This is a genomic window from Acinetobacter sp. neg1 (assembly GCF_000788125.1).
GTDB lineage: Bacteria > Pseudomonadota > Gammaproteobacteria > Pseudomonadales > Moraxellaceae > Acinetobacter > Acinetobacter vivianii.
Map to the genome: position 1 here is coordinate 1143316 of NZ_JSZD01000006.1, position 16901 is coordinate 1160216.

18 protein-coding genes and 2 tRNA genes are annotated in these 16901 nt (G+C 40.5%); 7 read left to right on the plus strand and 13 right to left on the minus strand.

The window, feature by feature from the left end; all coding sequences use genetic code 11:
* Nucleotides 1-8 precede the first annotated feature (8 nt).
* The 7 genes from cgtA to uvrB all read right to left on the minus strand — a co-directional run bounded on the left by cgtA (nucleotide 9) and on the right by uvrB (nucleotide 8471).
* Complete coding sequence (gene cgtA, locus PJ15_RS06370) at nucleotides 9-1226, minus strand: Obg family GTPase CgtA (protein ID WP_004773676.1); 1218 nt, start codon at nucleotides 1224-1226, stop codon at nucleotides 9-11.
* 195 nt (nucleotides 1227-1421) lie between these two features.
* Nucleotides 1422-2102 carry a hypothetical protein gene (locus PJ15_RS06375; protein WP_047429026.1) on the minus strand — a complete coding sequence of 227 codons (681 nt, stop codon included), beginning with the start codon at nucleotides 2100-2102 and terminating at the stop codon, nucleotides 1422-1424.
* On the minus strand, nucleotides 2102-2845 hold the full coding sequence (locus PJ15_RS06380; protein WP_005258781.1) for a hypothetical protein: 744 nt from the start codon (nucleotides 2843-2845) through the stop codon (nucleotides 2102-2104). Before PJ15_RS06380 ends, PJ15_RS06375 begins: the two co-directional genes overlap by 1 nt.
* A 136-nt stretch (nucleotides 2846-2981) precedes the next feature.
* A complete protein-coding gene (locus PJ15_RS06385) occupies nucleotides 2982-4439 on the minus strand; it encodes a glyceraldehyde-3-phosphate dehydrogenase (protein WP_005258782.1) in 1458 nt (485 codons plus the stop codon).
* Nucleotides 4440-4695: 256 nt separating this feature from the next.
* Nucleotides 4696-5640, minus strand: coding sequence for an EamA family transporter RarD (gene rarD / locus PJ15_RS06390; protein WP_047429028.1), 945 nt, complete (start codon nucleotides 5638-5640; stop codon nucleotides 4696-4698).
* Between the two features lie 101 nt (nucleotides 5641-5741).
* Entirely contained in the window at nucleotides 5742-6326 is a 585-nt protein-coding gene (locus PJ15_RS06395) for a lipocalin family protein (protein ID WP_004773684.1), read from the minus strand.
* 120 nt (nucleotides 6327-6446) lie between these two features.
* The gene (uvrB, locus tag PJ15_RS06400) at nucleotides 6447-8471 is read right to left on the minus strand and encodes an excinuclease ABC subunit UvrB (RefSeq protein ID WP_047429030.1); all 2025 of its coding nucleotides are present in this window, start codon (nucleotides 8469-8471) and stop codon (nucleotides 6447-6449) included.
* A gap of 177 nt (nucleotides 8472-8648) precedes the next feature.
* Here uvrB and PJ15_RS06405 point away from each other — a divergent pair, with 177 nt between their 5' ends.
* Complete coding sequence (locus tag PJ15_RS06405) at nucleotides 8649-9443, plus strand: hypothetical protein (RefSeq protein WP_004773688.1); 795 nt, start codon at nucleotides 8649-8651, stop codon at nucleotides 9441-9443.
* 37 nt (nucleotides 9444-9480) lie between these two features.
* Here the strand turns inward: PJ15_RS06405 and PJ15_RS06410 are convergent, their stop codons facing one another.
* Entirely contained in the window at nucleotides 9481-9660 is a 180-nt protein-coding gene (locus PJ15_RS06410; RefSeq protein ID WP_005258791.1) for a hypothetical protein, read from the minus strand.
* A gap of 213 nt (nucleotides 9661-9873) precedes the next feature.
* On the opposite strand from PJ15_RS06410, the gene PJ15_RS06415 reads away from it, so the two are divergent.
* On the plus strand, nucleotides 9874-11109 hold the full coding sequence (locus PJ15_RS06415; RefSeq protein ID WP_016651780.1) for a pyridoxal phosphate-dependent aminotransferase: 1236 nt from the start codon (nucleotides 9874-9876) through the stop codon (nucleotides 11107-11109).
* Between the two features lie 25 nt (nucleotides 11110-11134).
* Here PJ15_RS06415 and PJ15_RS06420 read toward each other — a convergent pair whose 3' ends face one another.
* Entirely contained in the window at nucleotides 11135-11989 is an 855-nt protein-coding gene (locus tag PJ15_RS06420) for a DMT family transporter (RefSeq protein ID WP_047429034.1), read from the minus strand.
* A 129-nt stretch (nucleotides 11990-12118) separates the two neighbouring features.
* On the minus strand, nucleotides 12119-12532 hold the full coding sequence (locus PJ15_RS06425; RefSeq protein ID WP_047429036.1) for a GFA family protein: 414 nt from the start codon (nucleotides 12530-12532) through the stop codon (nucleotides 12119-12121).
* Nucleotides 12533-12717: 185 nt separating this feature from the next.
* Here PJ15_RS06425 and PJ15_RS06430 point away from each other — a divergent pair, with 185 nt between their 5' ends.
* Nucleotides 12718-13155 carry a PaaI family thioesterase gene (locus tag PJ15_RS06430; protein WP_047429038.1) on the plus strand — a complete coding sequence of 146 codons (438 nt, stop codon included), beginning with the start codon at nucleotides 12718-12720 and terminating at the stop codon, nucleotides 13153-13155.
* A gap of 30 nt (nucleotides 13156-13185) precedes the next feature.
* Here the strand turns inward: PJ15_RS06430 and PJ15_RS06435 are convergent, their stop codons facing one another.
* Nucleotides 13186-13617, minus strand: coding sequence for a hypothetical protein (locus tag PJ15_RS06435; protein WP_047429202.1), 432 nt, complete (start codon nucleotides 13615-13617; stop codon nucleotides 13186-13188).
* 236 nt (nucleotides 13618-13853) lie between these two features.
* Here PJ15_RS06435 and PJ15_RS06440 point away from each other — a divergent pair.
* The 4 genes from PJ15_RS06440 (at nucleotide 13854) to PJ15_RS06455 (ending at nucleotide 15079) form a co-directional block, all read left to right on the plus strand.
* A tRNA-Asn gene (locus PJ15_RS06440) sits at nucleotides 13854-13929 on the plus strand.
* Between the two features lie 181 nt (nucleotides 13930-14110).
* Nucleotides 14111-14419: a hypothetical protein gene (locus PJ15_RS06445; protein ID WP_004773697.1), complete on the plus strand. Its 309-nt coding sequence runs from the start codon at nucleotides 14111-14113 to the stop codon at nucleotides 14417-14419.
* Nucleotides 14420-14504: 85 nt separating this feature from the next.
* A tRNA-Asn gene (locus tag PJ15_RS06450) sits at nucleotides 14505-14580 on the plus strand.
* 58 nt (nucleotides 14581-14638) lie between these two features.
* Nucleotides 14639-15079, plus strand: coding sequence for a DUF2726 domain-containing protein (locus PJ15_RS06455; protein WP_047429203.1), 441 nt, complete (start codon nucleotides 14639-14641; stop codon nucleotides 15077-15079).
* A 19-nt stretch (nucleotides 15080-15098) separates the two neighbouring features.
* Here the strand turns inward: PJ15_RS06455 and PJ15_RS06460 are convergent, their stop codons facing one another.
* Both PJ15_RS06460 and PJ15_RS06465 read right to left on the minus strand, forming a co-directional pair.
* Nucleotides 15099-15305 carry a hypothetical protein gene (locus PJ15_RS06460; RefSeq protein WP_004773701.1) on the minus strand — a complete coding sequence of 69 codons (207 nt, stop codon included), beginning with the start codon at nucleotides 15303-15305 and terminating at the stop codon, nucleotides 15099-15101.
* Between the two features lie 111 nt (nucleotides 15306-15416).
* The gene (locus PJ15_RS06465) at nucleotides 15417-16862 is read right to left on the minus strand and encodes a lipase family protein (protein WP_047429039.1); all 1446 of its coding nucleotides are present in this window, start codon (nucleotides 16860-16862) and stop codon (nucleotides 15417-15419) included.
* Nucleotides 16863-16901 lie beyond the last annotated feature (39 nt).

Sequence of the window (16901 nt, forward strand, 5' to 3'; positions counted from 1 at the left end):
TCGGTTTACTAGTCACGAATGTAGATACTTTCTACATCGCCTTCATCCTCATCGTCATCAAAGTCTTCGTCATCGTCCAGACCAGCGTCACGCTGAGCTTTACGCATGGCACGATAGGCTTCTTTAGCTGCGATGGTTTGTTCACGTGTTTCAGCTTCAAGCTGCTCACGGAATGCTTTAACTTCTGCTGCATATTCTGGATCTTCAACTTCGCGTTCACGTTGTTGTTCGATCTGATCCATTAAATAGTACACAACCTCTTTGGTGCCTTCAGACATCAAACCAGAAGTTTTAAATACAGGGCCTTTCCATTGCAATTCATCAAGAATGTGCTGACACCACTCTTCTTTAGATTCTTCTGGAAGCTGGTCAAGTTTGTTTAGAACCAGTACCACTGGAAGTTTTGCCAAAGTTGGTGAGAATTTAACCAATTCACCCAAAATCGCTTTTGCATTATGTGCAGGATCTGAACCATCAATCGGTTGCACATCAACGATATGCAACAGGATACGCGTACGTGCCAAATGCTTAAGGAAGCGAATCCCTAAACCTGCACCTTCTGCTGCGCCTTCGATCAGTCCTGGAATATCCGCCATCACAAATGAACGGTGACGATCGGCGTCGACCACACCTAAGTTAGGGACCATCGTCGTAAACGGATAATCAGCAACTTTTGGTTTTGCCGCACTGACTGCACGGATAAATGTCGATTTACCTGCATTCGGCATACCCAATAAGCCAACGTCTGCGAGTACTTTTAACTCTAGACGGACTTCACGATATTCGCCTTTAATCCCGTGTGTACATTTACGAGGTGAACGGTTGGTTGACGATTTAAAGTGAGTATTCCCTAAACCACCATCACCGCCTTGGGCAACTTTGACACGTTGACCATCAGCGACCAAGTCACCAATAATGTCGCCAGACTCAGTATCAACAATCGTTGTACCGACTGGCACTTTTAAAATAACGTCTTCACCGCCACGGCCTGAACAGTTTGCACCCGAACCATTTTTACCGCGTTCTGCGCGATAACGACGGGTATAACGGTAATCTACAAGTGTGCTGGTATCATCATCCGCCTGGATGTAAATACTTCCGCCACGTCCCCCATCACCGCCATCCGGGCCACCGAAAGGGACAAATTTTTCACGGCGAAAACTGGCTACGCCATTGCCACCGTCGCCAGCCTCTACGGTAATGACTGCTTCATCAACAAAGCGCATGTGCCAATCCTCTGAATTCTTTAAAACGGGGTATTTTGCCACATTTTAAGAAAATTCTCGAATAGAAAAATCAGCAAATTGATTTTTTTAAATTTATTCTGGGTTGAATATTCAAATTGAACAATTCAACACCGAAAAATATCAATTTGGGCAGAATATTTACCCTCTCATTTTTTAACAACTGGAAAATATCGATTACGGTTTTACATTTTTTAAAGGTAACGCCATTTGCATATCCAGATTGGCTTTGGTCTGCTGCACCGAGTTATACATGATTGCATCAAAAGACGAGATTTTGCTCATATTAATCGCATCATTCATATAAAAGCTGGGTTTAAACTGATGTTTTACAGGCAAATTAATCGACTCATCAAAAGCAAAATGCACTGGCCCATCAAATACGATTTTTACAGGAACGGTATAGGTTCGCTTCAATTGAAATGGGATATCCAGCTTCACTGGAATATTTAGGCTCAACGGAAATTTCGGCAGTAATTTATTTTGATAGATCAGATCGGTATTGGTCTCAATCGGTACTACATCATCGACTTTAAGTACGGTTTCATAATTAATATCAACCGTAATCGGGGTTTCGACCTCAAAGCTTAAATCAGCCAGATATTTGCCTTTTAAAGGCAAGGCCAAACTACGGTCAATATCCAGCACAGTGTTCAATTGACCTTCTGACTTAACGCGCAGATGCTTTCCAACCTGAATCTTGGTACCTAATGATTCAGGTAAACGAATATCTGCCTGCTGCGCAGAAACGATTAATGAGGCCTGAATATTCAGATAAAACCAAAATAAGATCGCAACCAGCGTTGTGACGATCACAAAACTGATCAACAGGCTTTTCAGTGATTTGGTTATATCCATCACTCACCTACTTTGACATCGGTTGGTGTGGCAGGTTCATCTACAGCCTGTGTTTTTACCCGCCCCAAATACATACTAGATAAAGGAATCTTGAGTTCACCCTGCGCAATTTTAACAGGTAAGGTATTCTTTACATCGACAGAAGCATTCAATTCAGAAGTAATCGGCACATTTAAATTGCCTTGAATCGGAATATTGGCATTCAGCTGTGCTTTCAACGGAATATTTAAATTTTCCTTGAGGACGGTACGAACTGGCGCATCAAACTTCAAATGTACTTTTTGTTGTAATGGCACCTGAATATCAATCGGTACATCCAGTTGCAAAGGAATCGAGCCTTTTAAAGGCAGCGTCACATCCTTGCCTAAAATTTTAACCTGTACCTTGGTATCGATCGGGAGGCTTTGATTGACCTTAATGGTTTCTTTGACAGGAATGGTTGTACTGATCGGAACCTGACTATCAAAGTACACGCGCGGCGTCAGGGTTTGCGTCAGAGGAACATTTAACTGCTCATTGATTGGAATCTTGGCATCAACACGTCCATTCACATCAACATTGAGCGCATCTTTTACTTTTACCCGCACCTGCAATGGCTCTTGTAAATCAATCGCAACATCTTGATTCTTCAATGGGATATAAATATTAAAATGCTTAAACACCCACATTGCGATATACACACCACATAAGTTGGCCACAACAATTAAAGCAAATACCACGAATAAACGTCTGAACTGCAACAATGATCTATCCCTTGTTTAATTATTTCCCTTTTCCTGCATTTTCATCGATTTTTATGTTTTATTCAGCATATATTCTGTACAGTCATTAAAAAAGCCCAGTTGTAAACTGGGCTTTTTTTATTGCTCTGTGAACAAATTATGCATTTGTTTCAGCAGGAACTTTGGTATAGCTTACGCCACACATTTGTTCAGCAATACGTAATACCTGACAGCTATAACCAACTTCGTTATCGTACCAAACATAAGCAGTTAAACGTGTACCAGAAGCGATTGTTGCTTGCGCATCAAATACACCTGCTGTACGTGAACCGATAAAGTCACTTGATACAACTTCAGTCGAGTTGGTATAACCGATTTGACCTTGTAACTTAGAGTTGATCGAGATTTGACGAATGTATTCGTTGACTTCTTCACGATCAATTTCTTTCTCTAAGTTTAAGTTCAAGATTGCAAGAGAAACGTTTGGTGTTGGAACGCGAACAGAGTTACCTGTTAACTTGCCTTTTAAGCCAGGTAAAGCTTTAGCAACTGCTTTAGCAGCACCAGTTTCAGTGATAACCATGTTCAACGTTGCAGCACGGCCACGACGGTCAGCTTTATGATAGTTATCAATTAAGTTCTGGTCGTTTGTGAAAGAGTGAACTGTTTCAACATGACCATTCAATACTTTGTATTTGTCGTCTAAAACTTTTAATACAGGGGTAATTGCGTTGGTTGTGCAGCTTGCAGCAGAGATGATTTTGTCTTCATCTAGGATATCGCCGTTGTTCACACCAAATACAACGTTCTTCATTTCGCCTTTACTTGGTGCTGTTAATACAACACGCGCAACGCCTGCACATTTCAAGTGTTGGCTCAGGCCTTCAGCATCACGCCATTTACCTGTATTGTCGATCAAAAGTGCATTTTCGATACCATAAGCAGTGTAGTCCACTTCGCTTGGGCTTGATGCATAAATCACTTTGATGAACTGACCATTTGCAATGATTGCTTCGTTTTCTTCATCTACAGAAATTGTACCGTCAAAAGTACCGTGAATAGAGTCACGACGTAATAATGAAGCACGTTTCGCCAAGTCACCATCAGATGATTTACGCACAACGATTGCTTTAAGGCTTAAACCACGACCTAAACCAGACTGGCTGATGATTAAACGAGCCAAGATACGACCGATACGACCAAAACCGTAAAGAACAACATCTTTAGGCGCAGCAGCAGTTGCGTTACCTTGAATTGAAGCAACAGCGTTTGCAACAAATGCGTCTACATCACCGCCTGCATTTTTATATTCAACAGCAAGTTTACCGATATCCACTTCAGCAGAACCGATGTTTTCAACTTTCATTAACGCTTCCAAAATCGGGAAGGTATTTACAACAGAAAGTTCAACATCAAGCATACGTGTACGACGATGTGTTTTTAAAATCTGGATCACTGAACGGTTAATTAAAGAACGACCGTAAACAGAAACAACAATATTTTTCTCACGGTATAATTGACCGATTAAGGTAATCATACGTTCCGCGATTTCTTCACGGTTTTTCCAACGACCTTGGTGTTCTGCGTGTAGGGCAACGATTGTTTCTTTGCTCACAGTTACGTCCTCTAATTTATATATACTGGGCGTGAATTTTTAAAACGCCATTATTGTAATAGAATTATCATCAAGATTGAATCAAAAGCTGCTAAACGAGCTAAGATTTTGTCCTAATTGACTATAAATTCATAAAATACCTATAATTATTTTTGTGAATTTAGGTAAAAATCTTTTCCAATCATCATAATAGCTGTGATGTGCATCACAACCATAACAGTTTTTCTGATCATTGCTGGCGGATTTTTAAGCGTTTCTAAGTTTTGTCTTCTACCTCGACACGTTTAGAATATTGTTGAAGGTTCAGGGCCAAGTGTTTTTTACGCTGGTTTTGCTGATAAAGATGTATCGCACCTTCGATCACCAATACCAAGACAGCCAACCAGATTGGGATATAAGTCAGCCATTCTTCAGCGCCAATTTTCTCACCTAAGACCAAAGATGCCAGTGCCAGCAGAACAGGTTCCAGATAGCCCAATAGACCAAAAATAATCAGCGGCAAATAACGGCTGGCTAGAATATAACTGCCTAAACCAATCGCACTTAATAACCCTAAACCGATTACGACAAGAATCAGACTCGGCTGTTCGAGAAACTTGAGAAAAGGCATCTCGCCCGTTTGTGTAAAGAAAATGGCAACAGGAAGAATAATTAACATATCCCACCAAAATCCACCCAAATTATCGGTCTGGATTTTTTTACGCAGGATGAAATAAGCCGCATAGCCCAATGCCACAAAAGCCGTTTCCCAAGCAATACTACCTAAACGCCAAATTTCATGCCCCACTCCAAACACCGCGAGCACTACAGCGAGATACTGGAATTTAGAAAGTTTCTCTCCATAGAGAAAACTTCCAGCAAGCACCAAAACCAAAGGCAAAAGAAAATAACCTAATGAAACCTGTAAACCACGACCATGCATTGGCCCCCACAGGAACAGCCACAATTGCGCTGAAGTCAGCACAGAAGTGGTCATTAAAAACAGTAATAATGTCGGTTTTGCTAAAATTCTTTTAAATATCGTTTTGATATGGACTAAATCACCACTAAACCACATAAATAGTGTCAAAACAGGCAAGGTCGCAATAATCCGCCAGCCAAAGGTTTGCTCACTGTCCAGCGCACCGAGGAGTTGAGTATAAAAATATAAAACCCCAAATGTGATAGAAGCCAAAACTGAATAAGCGATACCTTTAACCAATTTGAACCTCTACATGGGGAAATTAAAAAATACGTGATTTATCCACTATATAAAAATAAAAAAACCATGCATGCATGGTTTTTAAACAAGTATATCTTATTTTAACGATGTTCAGGATAAATCACATCACTAATATTATAGCCAAGTGATTTCGCATAATTTAAATATTCATGAATGGTTTCTTTGTGCGGGTTTGGTGTTCGCGATAATACCCATAAGTATTTACGGCGCGGCTCCCCCACCAGAACTGTTTGATAGTCATTATCCAGTTTCAAAATCCAGTAATCGCCTCGTGCCATAGGCACCCAACGTACCACTTCAGGTAAAAAACTTACTCGTAATTTGGTATTAAAAGGCGCATTGGCAACAAAAGCTTCACCCACACTTTGCTGTAGATTTCCTTCACTGTCATAGCATTTGTTATCAACCACAATATTGCCATTTTCATTAACAGTATAGGTGGCAGTAATGTTATAGACACACTTACGCTCAAAGAACATCGGTTTTCGAGCGACTTCGTACCAGACACCTAAATATTTATCCAGTTCTACTTTTTCTACAGTCGGTAAAGGTTTTGCCTGAGCATAAGCAATGGTTCCAACAGCCAATCCAGTCAAAACCGCCCCACCCACTGCAATCTTTGCTAAACGCCAACTCGCTTTCGGGAAATTCTTAATAAATGGCATGAGAAATCCTCAAAACAAAAATTTGTTATCAATAGTCATATACTTAGCTATTCAAAATAGCCTATTTAATAAACAAAAACTGTTGCGATATGTATCACTTTTGAGGGTTTCTCTGCTCAATTAAGATTGCAACATGTGTGCTTTTAAACGCACAATTTCATCGCGCAATCTTGCCGCCTGCTCAAACTGTAGCTCTTTAGAGGCTTTCAACATTTCCTTTTCCAGTTTACTGATGTGCTTCGCAAATAATTTCGGATCAGATAAAAGATGTTGTTCATCGGCACTGATGCTTTGCGCCTGTTCAAGCACTTTTTCATCAATCTCATCATCGCTCAACACTTCACCCGTATCAATTTCCTTAATCGCCTGACGGACTGCACTACGCGGCGTAATGCCATGCAATTCATTAAACTCAATCTGTTTATTGCGACGGCGCTCGGTTTCATCCATCGCTTTACGCATGGAATCCGTAATACGATCTGCATATAAAATCGCTTTACCTTTCACATTACGTGCAGCACGACCAATGGTCTGGATCAATGAACGTTCTGAACGCAGGAAGCCTTCCTTATCGGCATCCAGAATCGCCACCAGAGAGACTTCAGGCATATCCAGACCTTCACGCAACAGGTTAATCCCGACCAGTACATCATGCACACCAGTACGTAATTCATGGATAATCTTGACCCGTTCAACCGTATCAATATCCGAATGCAGATAAGCCACTTTGACGCCATATTCTTTTAAATAAGACGTTAAATCTTCTGCCATACGCTTGGTTAAGGTGGTCACCAGCACACGTTCATTCAATTGTTTACGAATATTAATTTCAGATAAAACATCATCGACCTGTGTCAACACTGGACGTACTTCAATCTCGGGATCAATCAGACCTGTCGGACGAACTACCTGCTCAACGATTTGTTCAGATTTTTCCAGTTCATAATGCGCTGGCGTGGCACTCACAAAAACCGTGGTCGGAACAATTCGCTCCCACTCTTCAAATTTCATTGGACGGTTATCTAAAGCGCTTGGTAAACGGAAACCATAATTCACCAGATTTTCTTTACGTGAACGGTCACCTTTATACATTGCGCCAATCTGAGGTACCGTCACATGCGACTCATCAATAATCAGCAATGCGTCTTCTGGCACATAATCAAATAAGGTTGGTGGTGCTTCACCGGCTGTACGACCTGACAAATGACGTGAATAGTTCTCGATCCCGTTGGTATAACCAAGCTGTTGCATCATTTCCAGATCATAACGGGTACGCTGTTCAATACGTTGCGCTTCCAGTAATTTGTCATGATCCTTGAAAAATTTGAGCTGGTCTTTCAATTCATCTTTGATGGTATCAATGGCACGGGTTAAATGGTCTTTTGGCGTAACATAGTGACTTTTTGGATAAATCGTTACTCGCGGAACTTTACGTACCAGTTTGCCTGTCAATGGATCAAACCAGCGAATCGAATCAACTTCGTCATCAAACAATTCAACCCGAATCGCATCCTTATCCGATTCCGCAGGGAAAATATCAATAATTTCACCGCGAATACGATAAGTACCACGCAAGAACTCCAGCTCATTACGCGTATATTGCATTTCCACCAGACGACGAATAATGTCATCACGACTGACCCGATCACCTTGTACGATATGTAAGAGCATTTGCATATAGGCATTTGGATCACCCAAACCATAAATCGCAGAAACCGAAGCCACGATAATGGCATCACGACGCTCTAACAAAGCACGCGTCGCAGACAAACGCATCTGGTCAATGTGGTCATTAATCGCCGAATCTTTTTCAATAAACGTATCTGAAGATGGCACATACGCTTCTGGCTGGTAGTAATCGTAATAACTGACGAAATACTCCACTGCATTATTTGGAAAGAATGCTTTGAACTCACCATAAAGCTGAGCCGCAAGGGTTTTGTTATGCGCCATCACAATGGTTGGACGTTGGGTTTGGGCAATCACATTGGCCATGGTATAGGTTTTACCTGAACCGGTTACCCCGAGCAGCAACTGATTACGAAAACCCTGGTCAATACCACTGACCAATTTCTCAATGGCCTGAGGCTGATCACCCGCAGGTTGATAATTGGTGACTAACTCAAAAGGCTGGTTTTCGCTCACAAGCTCATTCCTACACTAAAACTTAATCCCTATTTATGGGGGAAAATGTGATTGATTTAAAGTGTTGCATCGATGATTTTATGAAATCTTTTGTGCCATGTAATTTCTTAGATTTTACTTGACCATCTGCCCAATCGACTGCAACATGAAGTTATACTCGATTTCAATGGTAAAAATATGTCTTACCAATACCACGACGAAACAATAGTAACGGAACTCCCAGAAGATACAGTTTTTGTTTTTGGCAGTAATCTGGCGGGTATACACGACAGCGGTGCAGCACGTGTCGCAGCTCAACACTTTGCAGCAGTCAAAGGTGTTGGTCGAGGTTGGGCAGGACAAAGCTTTGCAATTCCGACCCTAAATGAACATTTACAACAAATGCCACTCGCCCAGATCGAGCATTATGTCGATGATTTCAAGATCTATGCAAAAAACCATGCCAAAATGAAATACTTTTTGACGGCGCTAGGTTGTGGTATTGCAGGTTATAAAGTCTCTGAAATCGCGCCATTATTTAAAGGCATCCATTCCAATGTGATTTTCCCCGAATCTTTCCGTCCTTATATTGAAGAAGATGCGGTTTCACAGTTTCCCAACCTCACCGCAGCCACTGTGCAGGCTTTTATTAACGATGAAGTGATTTTCTACTTCAATCATGGTTATGAGTCTTTTGAAGAAGCACTGGATAAAACCAGTTTAACAGCAGCTGAAAAAGCCATTGCACTGGTGGTTTTAAATGAAGAGCTTTATCCACGTGACCGTTATGGACGTGGGCGTGAACATGAGATCAGCGATATTCTCGGTAAGCTTAACGGCAAGATTTTTAATTTCCATGACAAATCGGAAGGTGCAATGATTTATGTCAGTGTGATTATTGCCTTGATGGAGCTTTACGATATTGATGAATATGATTTTATCAAGCTATGGCGTGGTGAACTAGAAATACAACATCCATTAAATCGCCATTAAAAAACAAAAAAGCCAATCAGATTGATTGGCTTTTCTCTTAACGCTTCCCCATCGAACGGCGTGTGCCGCGTGGTGGCATCCAGGTACGATCTGCATATTGCTCAGGTTTTGGACGAACCTGATTATGCGCCGCATCATCAGAATCATCCTGAGCAGATGGCATAGGGAATGGTAATTTCACTAAAGCTTTTTTTGCTTTAGGTTGCTGGGTACTCATTGAAATTCTCTCGAAATCTAGATTTCTAGCCGCTATTGTAATGGATTTTTAGGCTTTTGATAAAAATAAAATATGTAAAAAAATAGAATGCGTTCGAGAATTAAAATTTGGTAACTTTTTATGCGATTAAGGCAAGTTTCGACCACAATGAAGTCTAATTAGGCTAAGATAACCTGCTTTTTATTTTTTAATCCCATAAGAAGGAATAATGCCGTGGACGTACGTCTCTCTGATCGTGTCAATGCTATCAAACCGTCCCCTACACTTGCAGTAACCAACAAGGCTGCTGAGCTTAAAGCTGCAGGTAAAAACGTGATTGGTTTAGGCGCAGGCGAACCAGACTTCGATACACCTCAACACATCAAAGATGCTGCAATTGAAGCCATTAATAAAGGCTTTACCAAATATACAGCGGTAGACGGTACTCCAAGCTTAAAAAAAGCAATTATTGCGAAACTTAAACGCGATAATAATCTCGATTATCAAGCAAACCAGATTCTGGTGTCTTGCGGTGGTAAACAAAGTTTCTTTAACTTGGCACTTGCTTTGTTAAACAAAGGCGATGAAGTGATCATCCCTGCGCCATTCTGGGTAAGCTACCCAGATATGGTGATTATCGCTGAAGGTACACCAGTTATCGTAAAATGTGGTGAAGAACAACGTTTCAAAATCACACCAGAACAACTGGAAGCTGCAATTACGCCAAATACACGTTTAGTGGTTTTAAACAGCCCATCTAACCCGACAGGCATGATCTACACCAAAGCTGAACTTGAAGCTTTGGCTGAAGTATTACGTCGTCACCCACAGGTTTTTGTTGCATCTGATGACATGTATGAACCAATTCGCTGGGAAGATGAGTTCTACAATATCGCAACTGTTGCACCAGACTTATATGACCGCACGATTGTGTTAAATGGTGTGTCTAAAGCCTATGCAATGACAGGCTGGCGTATTGGTTACGCAGCGGGCCCTGCGAAAATCATTGGTGCAATGAAAAAAATCCAGTCTCAATCGACTTCTAATCCAACTTCAATTTCACAAGTTGCGGCTGAAGCGGCATTGAATGGCCCACAAGACGTTTTACAACCAATGATTGAAGCATTCAAACGCCGTCATGACCTCGTTGTGAATGGCTTAAATGACATCAAAGGTATCTCTTGCTTACCTGCTGATGGTGCTTTCTATGCCTATGCCAATATCCGTCCATTGATTCGTGCCAAAGGCTTAAAATCTTGCACAGAATTCTCTGAATGGTTACTTGAAGAAACTGGCGTTGCCGTTGTTCCTGGTGATGCATTCGGATTAGGCGGTTTTATGCGTATTTCTTACGCAACTGCTGACGAAGTACTGGTTGATGCTTTAGCGCGTATCAAAAAAGCGGCTGATTCAATTGAGGGCGTAGACGCTGCAATTGCATCAATCGCAGCAGAAAAAGCAGCTAAATAAGTCATAAAAGCCATAAAAAAACTCATCATTCATGATGAGTTTTTTTATGCGAACTGGAAAAAATTACCAATAAAATCCCGATCAGAACAATCACTGTCGCAACAATCATTCGAAGATTCGGTATTTCTCCAATAAATAAACTCCCACCCAAAATCGCCAGACAAGGTACAGAAAGTTGTACTGTACTGGCTGTAATTCGGTCAATTTTCTGCACAATTGAATACCATAGAATATAAGCACCGCTTGATGCCAGACCACCCGAAAGTAGCGCGAGTACAATCCCCTGCGGCAAGATCAGAACATCCTTTGCAAATAATACAAACCCAAGACTGACCACTGGTACCGCCAAGACAAAATTAGCCAGAGTGCTGGATAAAGGACTTCGCATGGTCTTCCCTGCAATACTATATGCTGCCCAAGCCAGACCAGAAATCATCATGATGAGTGAATAAAATAAGTTAGGCGTATTTGCACCCGGTAACAATAAAAATAGAATCCCTAATACAGCAACAACCAGACCAATTCCACACATGAGATTAATTTTCTCGCCATGAAAAAGGCCATAAGCCACCATGCTCAATTGCACCGTTCCAAATAACAAGAGTGCACCAACACCCGCATTTATTTTTAGATAAGCCATCGAGAAGGCAACAATATACACAGCGAGGTAAATTGCATTTTTAAGATTCCATTCAATTTTTAAAGGGTTTTCACTACGTCGACGATGAGCAAAATATAAAAACATCAACACAACAGCGTCACTGAGTACACGTAGCAAACTAAAACTCATCGGATCAATTTGCTGCCCAGCCAAAGCTAGGCGACACAATACCGAATTTGCAGCAAAGGCCAGCATCGCAATAATAATTTTGAATAACATGCTTGTACGCATTCCTTGCGCTCTATTCACTCTAAAATTGAAAAGCACATTTGCTTGGTTGCTTTCACGCCCCGTATTTAAATGACTAGCAATGATGGTCTTATAAAACTTATAGCAATAAATAAATCACTATTCATTCGGGTTAAACAAGGCAATCACCTCAGCTTCGGTCATTTTCTTAGTCGGATTCTGAAAAGCATAAAAGTCAGGTTTACAATCAATATAAATTTCTAAATCCAAATTTAGATCTTCAGGGGGTTCATTCAGAGAAAATGCATTGATATTGCAATAGTTTTGATCTTTAGTGCGCCAAAACAAAGTTGTTCCACACGCATTACAGAAACCGCGCTCTCCCCATGCAGATGAGTTGTAAATTGCTAAATGATCCTGCTTCAAAAATTTTAAACTGCCTTGTTCGACATCAAGGGTCATAATCACGCCACTGGTCTGCCTACGACAGATAGAACAGTGGCAGGCATGTACATCATGATTACTTAATTCAACGTCAAAAGTGGTCTCACCACATACACACTGTCCGTTCATTATAAATTTACCTTTTATTCAAAATTGTTATAAAGACATTTATAAACATCATAAAACAAAGCATTTCGCGAGTAACTTAGAATTTACAAAATACTCAGCGAATGAATGAGCAATATTGACAGCCTGATCTCTCACGGCTATTTTATCTACAGGTTCTATTTTAGAACTACAAAAGGAAATATAAGATGAAGCATCCAAAAGAAATGAATGGACTTGAATTTTTAACTGCCATGTGTGAAGGAAAAATTCCACCCGCTAGTATTAGCCAGACTATTCCCATGCAACCGGTTGAAGTTGCGGAAGGTTATATCAAATTTGAAGTACAGGCGGATGAAAGACACCTGAATCCTCTCGGAGGTGTGCATGGAGGTTTTGCTGCAACGGTACTGGACTCGGTAACAGGATGTGCTGTGCATACCCTTTTAGAAGCTGGTGTAGGCTACGGCACCATTGATCTCAATATTAAAATGTGCCGCCCTATTCCAAGAAATCAGAAGCTCATTGCCACTGGAAATATAATTAATATCAGTAAAAATTTAGGCATTTCCGAAGGTAAAATTGTCGATGCCGATGGCAAGCTGTACGCTCATGCTACTGCGACCTGCATGATCATCCGAGCTTAATTCAAAAGTGCACTAGGGCTAGGTATAGCCCTATGCAATCGCTTTATTTTGTTTGAATAGCTTTGGTCGAATGCACAAATGGCTAAACACCGCATATTGCCAGATACTTTTAACCTGTACTGTGACCACCTTCTGCTCTGCAACAGACCATGCCAATGCAGTATTTGCGCCTAAAAACAGTTCCCCGCCCAATTGAAATAAATACAAGGGTGCATGCTCATCAAGCGTTGAGATATTTTTTTGCGCTAATAGATTATGAACGTTTTGGATTTTCCATTTATTGCCGAACCACAATTGCAATAAATCACCTAAAAACAAGGCTTGTAGCTTAAATGGAAAAGTATTTAAGAATGCATTTTCGACTGGCGTATAATACTGTGCCGAATCCTGAATGATTTCGAGATAATGTTCTTGATAAAAAGAAAAATTTGAAAAAATAGTTTTAATACTAAGAGTCGTCATTTCGACCTCCGGTTTAGCCATTTTAGTGCTGGCAAGTAGGGTTAAATCCACACTGTTTAGATGAATATCTAAACGTTCTTTCTAATTCGAATCTAGCAATAGCCTGATCAAAGTTCAAGTTATTTTTCCTACTTTCTCGTAATTGTGCAAATAAAAAGCATACGACACAAAAATGAAGGAAACATGACATTTTTAGCTTGACCGATTTAAAAAGCTGCCTATAATGGCACTCAGATTCTCCCATAGCTCAGTCGGTAGAGCGACGGACTGTTAATCCGCAGGTCCCTGGTTCGAGCCCAGGTGGGAGAGCCAAGATTCTAAAAAGCCCATATCATTGATATGGGCTTTTTATTTTATAAGTATAAAATTCTGTTCTATTCTTATCATTACGATGTATTTGTTCTTCTCATTTCAGATAATCGTATATATTTTATCCACCATGCTATTTTTAATATAAAATCAAATTGAATAACAATGTTAGGGAAAGCACATAATGAAAAAATTTATATTCTGTTTAATATTCCTATCCAGCCCAGTCATGGCTGCCCAAACCACTTGGTATGCAGGTTCTTCTTATAAAGGAACCGTAACTGTCCCAATCGAGAACGGACCCAATGTGGTCTGGAAGTGTAATGGAAAAGTTTGTACGATGTCCGGCCCTTGGGGAAATGCCCTATCTCTAGACTCTTGTCAAAGCCTCGTGTTACGTATCGGTAAGATTAGTTATTATAAAAACTCGGCGGGTGCGATCTGGAATGCCAAATCGTCTGAATTGACACAATGTAACCAAGTTGCACGTTAATAGCCAATATTTTAGTTAAGCGATTATTATTCATACTCATTTTACTTGACGGGCCTGCATTTACCCCCTAAAATTCGTTCCAGATTCTCCCATAGCTCAGTCGGTAGAGCGACGGACTGTTAATCCGCAGGTCCCTGGTTCGAGCCCAGGTGGGAGAGCCAAGATTCTAAAAAACCCACTCTTATTGAGTGGGTTTTTTATTTGCACCCTGTTAAATATATGTTTGAATCAAATCATCTCATCTTTCTGGTTATCGGCTTTCTAAGCACAGCTATACTTCTTTTTAGCTGCCTGCGCCCTTTCTTTAGCAAACAAGAATTTTTTGCTCGTCCTGTGATTACTTCTTTTGAATCTCGAATGTTTATCCGTTTGCAGCAAGCCTTCCCCCAACACCATGTTCTGGCACAAGTGGCGTTTAGCGCACTCATTACCAGTCATCACTACAAAATTCGCAGTAAGTTCAATCGCAAGGTCACAGACTTTGTGGTTTTAGATAAAGAAATGAAGGTACTCGCGATTATCGAGTTAGATGACCCAAGCCATATTGGTAAGGAATTAGAAGATCAGAAACGCGATCAAATGCTGCAAGAAGCAGGCTATCAAGTGCAACGTTATACTCAGATTCCATCGATAAAACAGTTACAGATGGATATTCGATAACGTAGCACTGCTAAGGAGATTATTCAGTTTTTTCTGCTTGATCAGCACTTTTTTGCTGTTCAAATTTTTTGGCAATTTCAGCATGTTGCTGATCATATTTCTTCTTGGTTTGCGCATCACTTTTAGCTGCCAGAAAAGCCATCCCTACAATAAAAATTGGAATCAATAATCCCAAACCCATTAATAACCAAGGAACTGATTTTTTTTCAACAGGCTGCTGGCTCATAAGCGATTTAAACTCAAACGACATCAATTTTAACAAGTGCAACAATATAACAAAAAAGAGCCTCGATAAAGAGACTCTTTTTTGACATTTAGATCGAAATAAAAACTAAATTTAGAACTTACCTGTACAGTGCGGACTTTGGCTGGCATCTTTCTGAGCATCAGTCAAAACAACACCCGTACCCGCTGACATATTAGCCTGAATAAAGTCTACTGCATTTGCATTTTCACATACAATTGCTTGTGTATGTGTCGCATTAGGTACAATCGTTAATTTATAGCCTTTATCGTAAGCTGCTTGCGGGAAAAGTTTGGAAGCATTGGCTTTCATCTTATCAAATAAACCCAGTGTAACCACTGGCAACACCGCCTGATCTTTTTCACCCTGAATCATCAGCACAGGTGTTTTAATTACTTTCTCAACTGTAGCATTGGTTGCTGGTTGAGTTGAAACTAAAAAGTTTTGAACAACAGGGTCATTTTTAAATTTATTTAGATCTATACCATACTGCGCAATTTGATGCGTAGGATCTACTAAGAACTCTAAAACCCCTGCTTTAAATTTTTCTTGTAATCCATTTGCACTATTAGGATCAGGATAACTTAAACATGCACCATCATCCCCTGTACGACCATGAGCCAATTCTGCAATGTCAGCCGCTCCCGAGGTAAAAATCGTCTTCAAATCATAGTTAGGAGATTGTGCCTTAATACCCGCACTTGCTAATGCAGCATATGCTAGCAACTCTGCATAACCATCTGCAATTTCCTCAATTTTTGCCTGACCTTGTTCTGGAGTTAATAACTTATTAGCTACCGCATAACGCACTTGCTGTAAGTTTTCATCTAATTTGTTCACCCCTTTAGGTTTTCCATTGGCATCCAGATTGAATTGAGGGTCAATATAAATCTGAATAATTGTTCCTAAGCTAGAGGCTGGCGCGCCCGCTACAGCACCTTTATAACTTGTATCTGTATTAGCAAACTCAGCAGTACCTAATGAAGCATGACCACCTTGAGATTGACCAATCGACATCCAGTCTCCTTTCAATTGCGACCCGTAATGGTCTTTTGCAGCTCGTACCGCAGCAATCGCAGATTTAGCTTCACTGGCTAAGTTTAGATAAGGATGAACCCCTGGTGTACCTAAACCTTCATAGTCAGGCGCAACAATGACATAACCTGCCGCTAATAAAGTATCAGCAAGGATTTTAAAACGTGGATTAATTAGATTTTTACTTGGTGCACAATCATCCCCCACACCAACTGTTCCATGCTCCCAAACCACAACCCGATAACCATCTTTAGGTTGAGCTACTTTCGGAAATAAAACCATTGCTGTCGCAGTAGCGGTTTTACCTTGTACATTCGCCATGTTATAGGTCATGACCTTAATAGATGAAGCATTATTTACTGTATCAATGGCATAGTTGCTTTCGAATAGGTAAGTTTTATTTGAATCACTACCCGTATAACGATCATCATTGTCATTACACGCAGTTAAAAATAATGCAGAAATTGAGAACGTCATTGCCAATGCGATCTTAGACCGTTTCATAAAATATCCTTTTAATGCTTGTGTTATTTTTGTGCATGA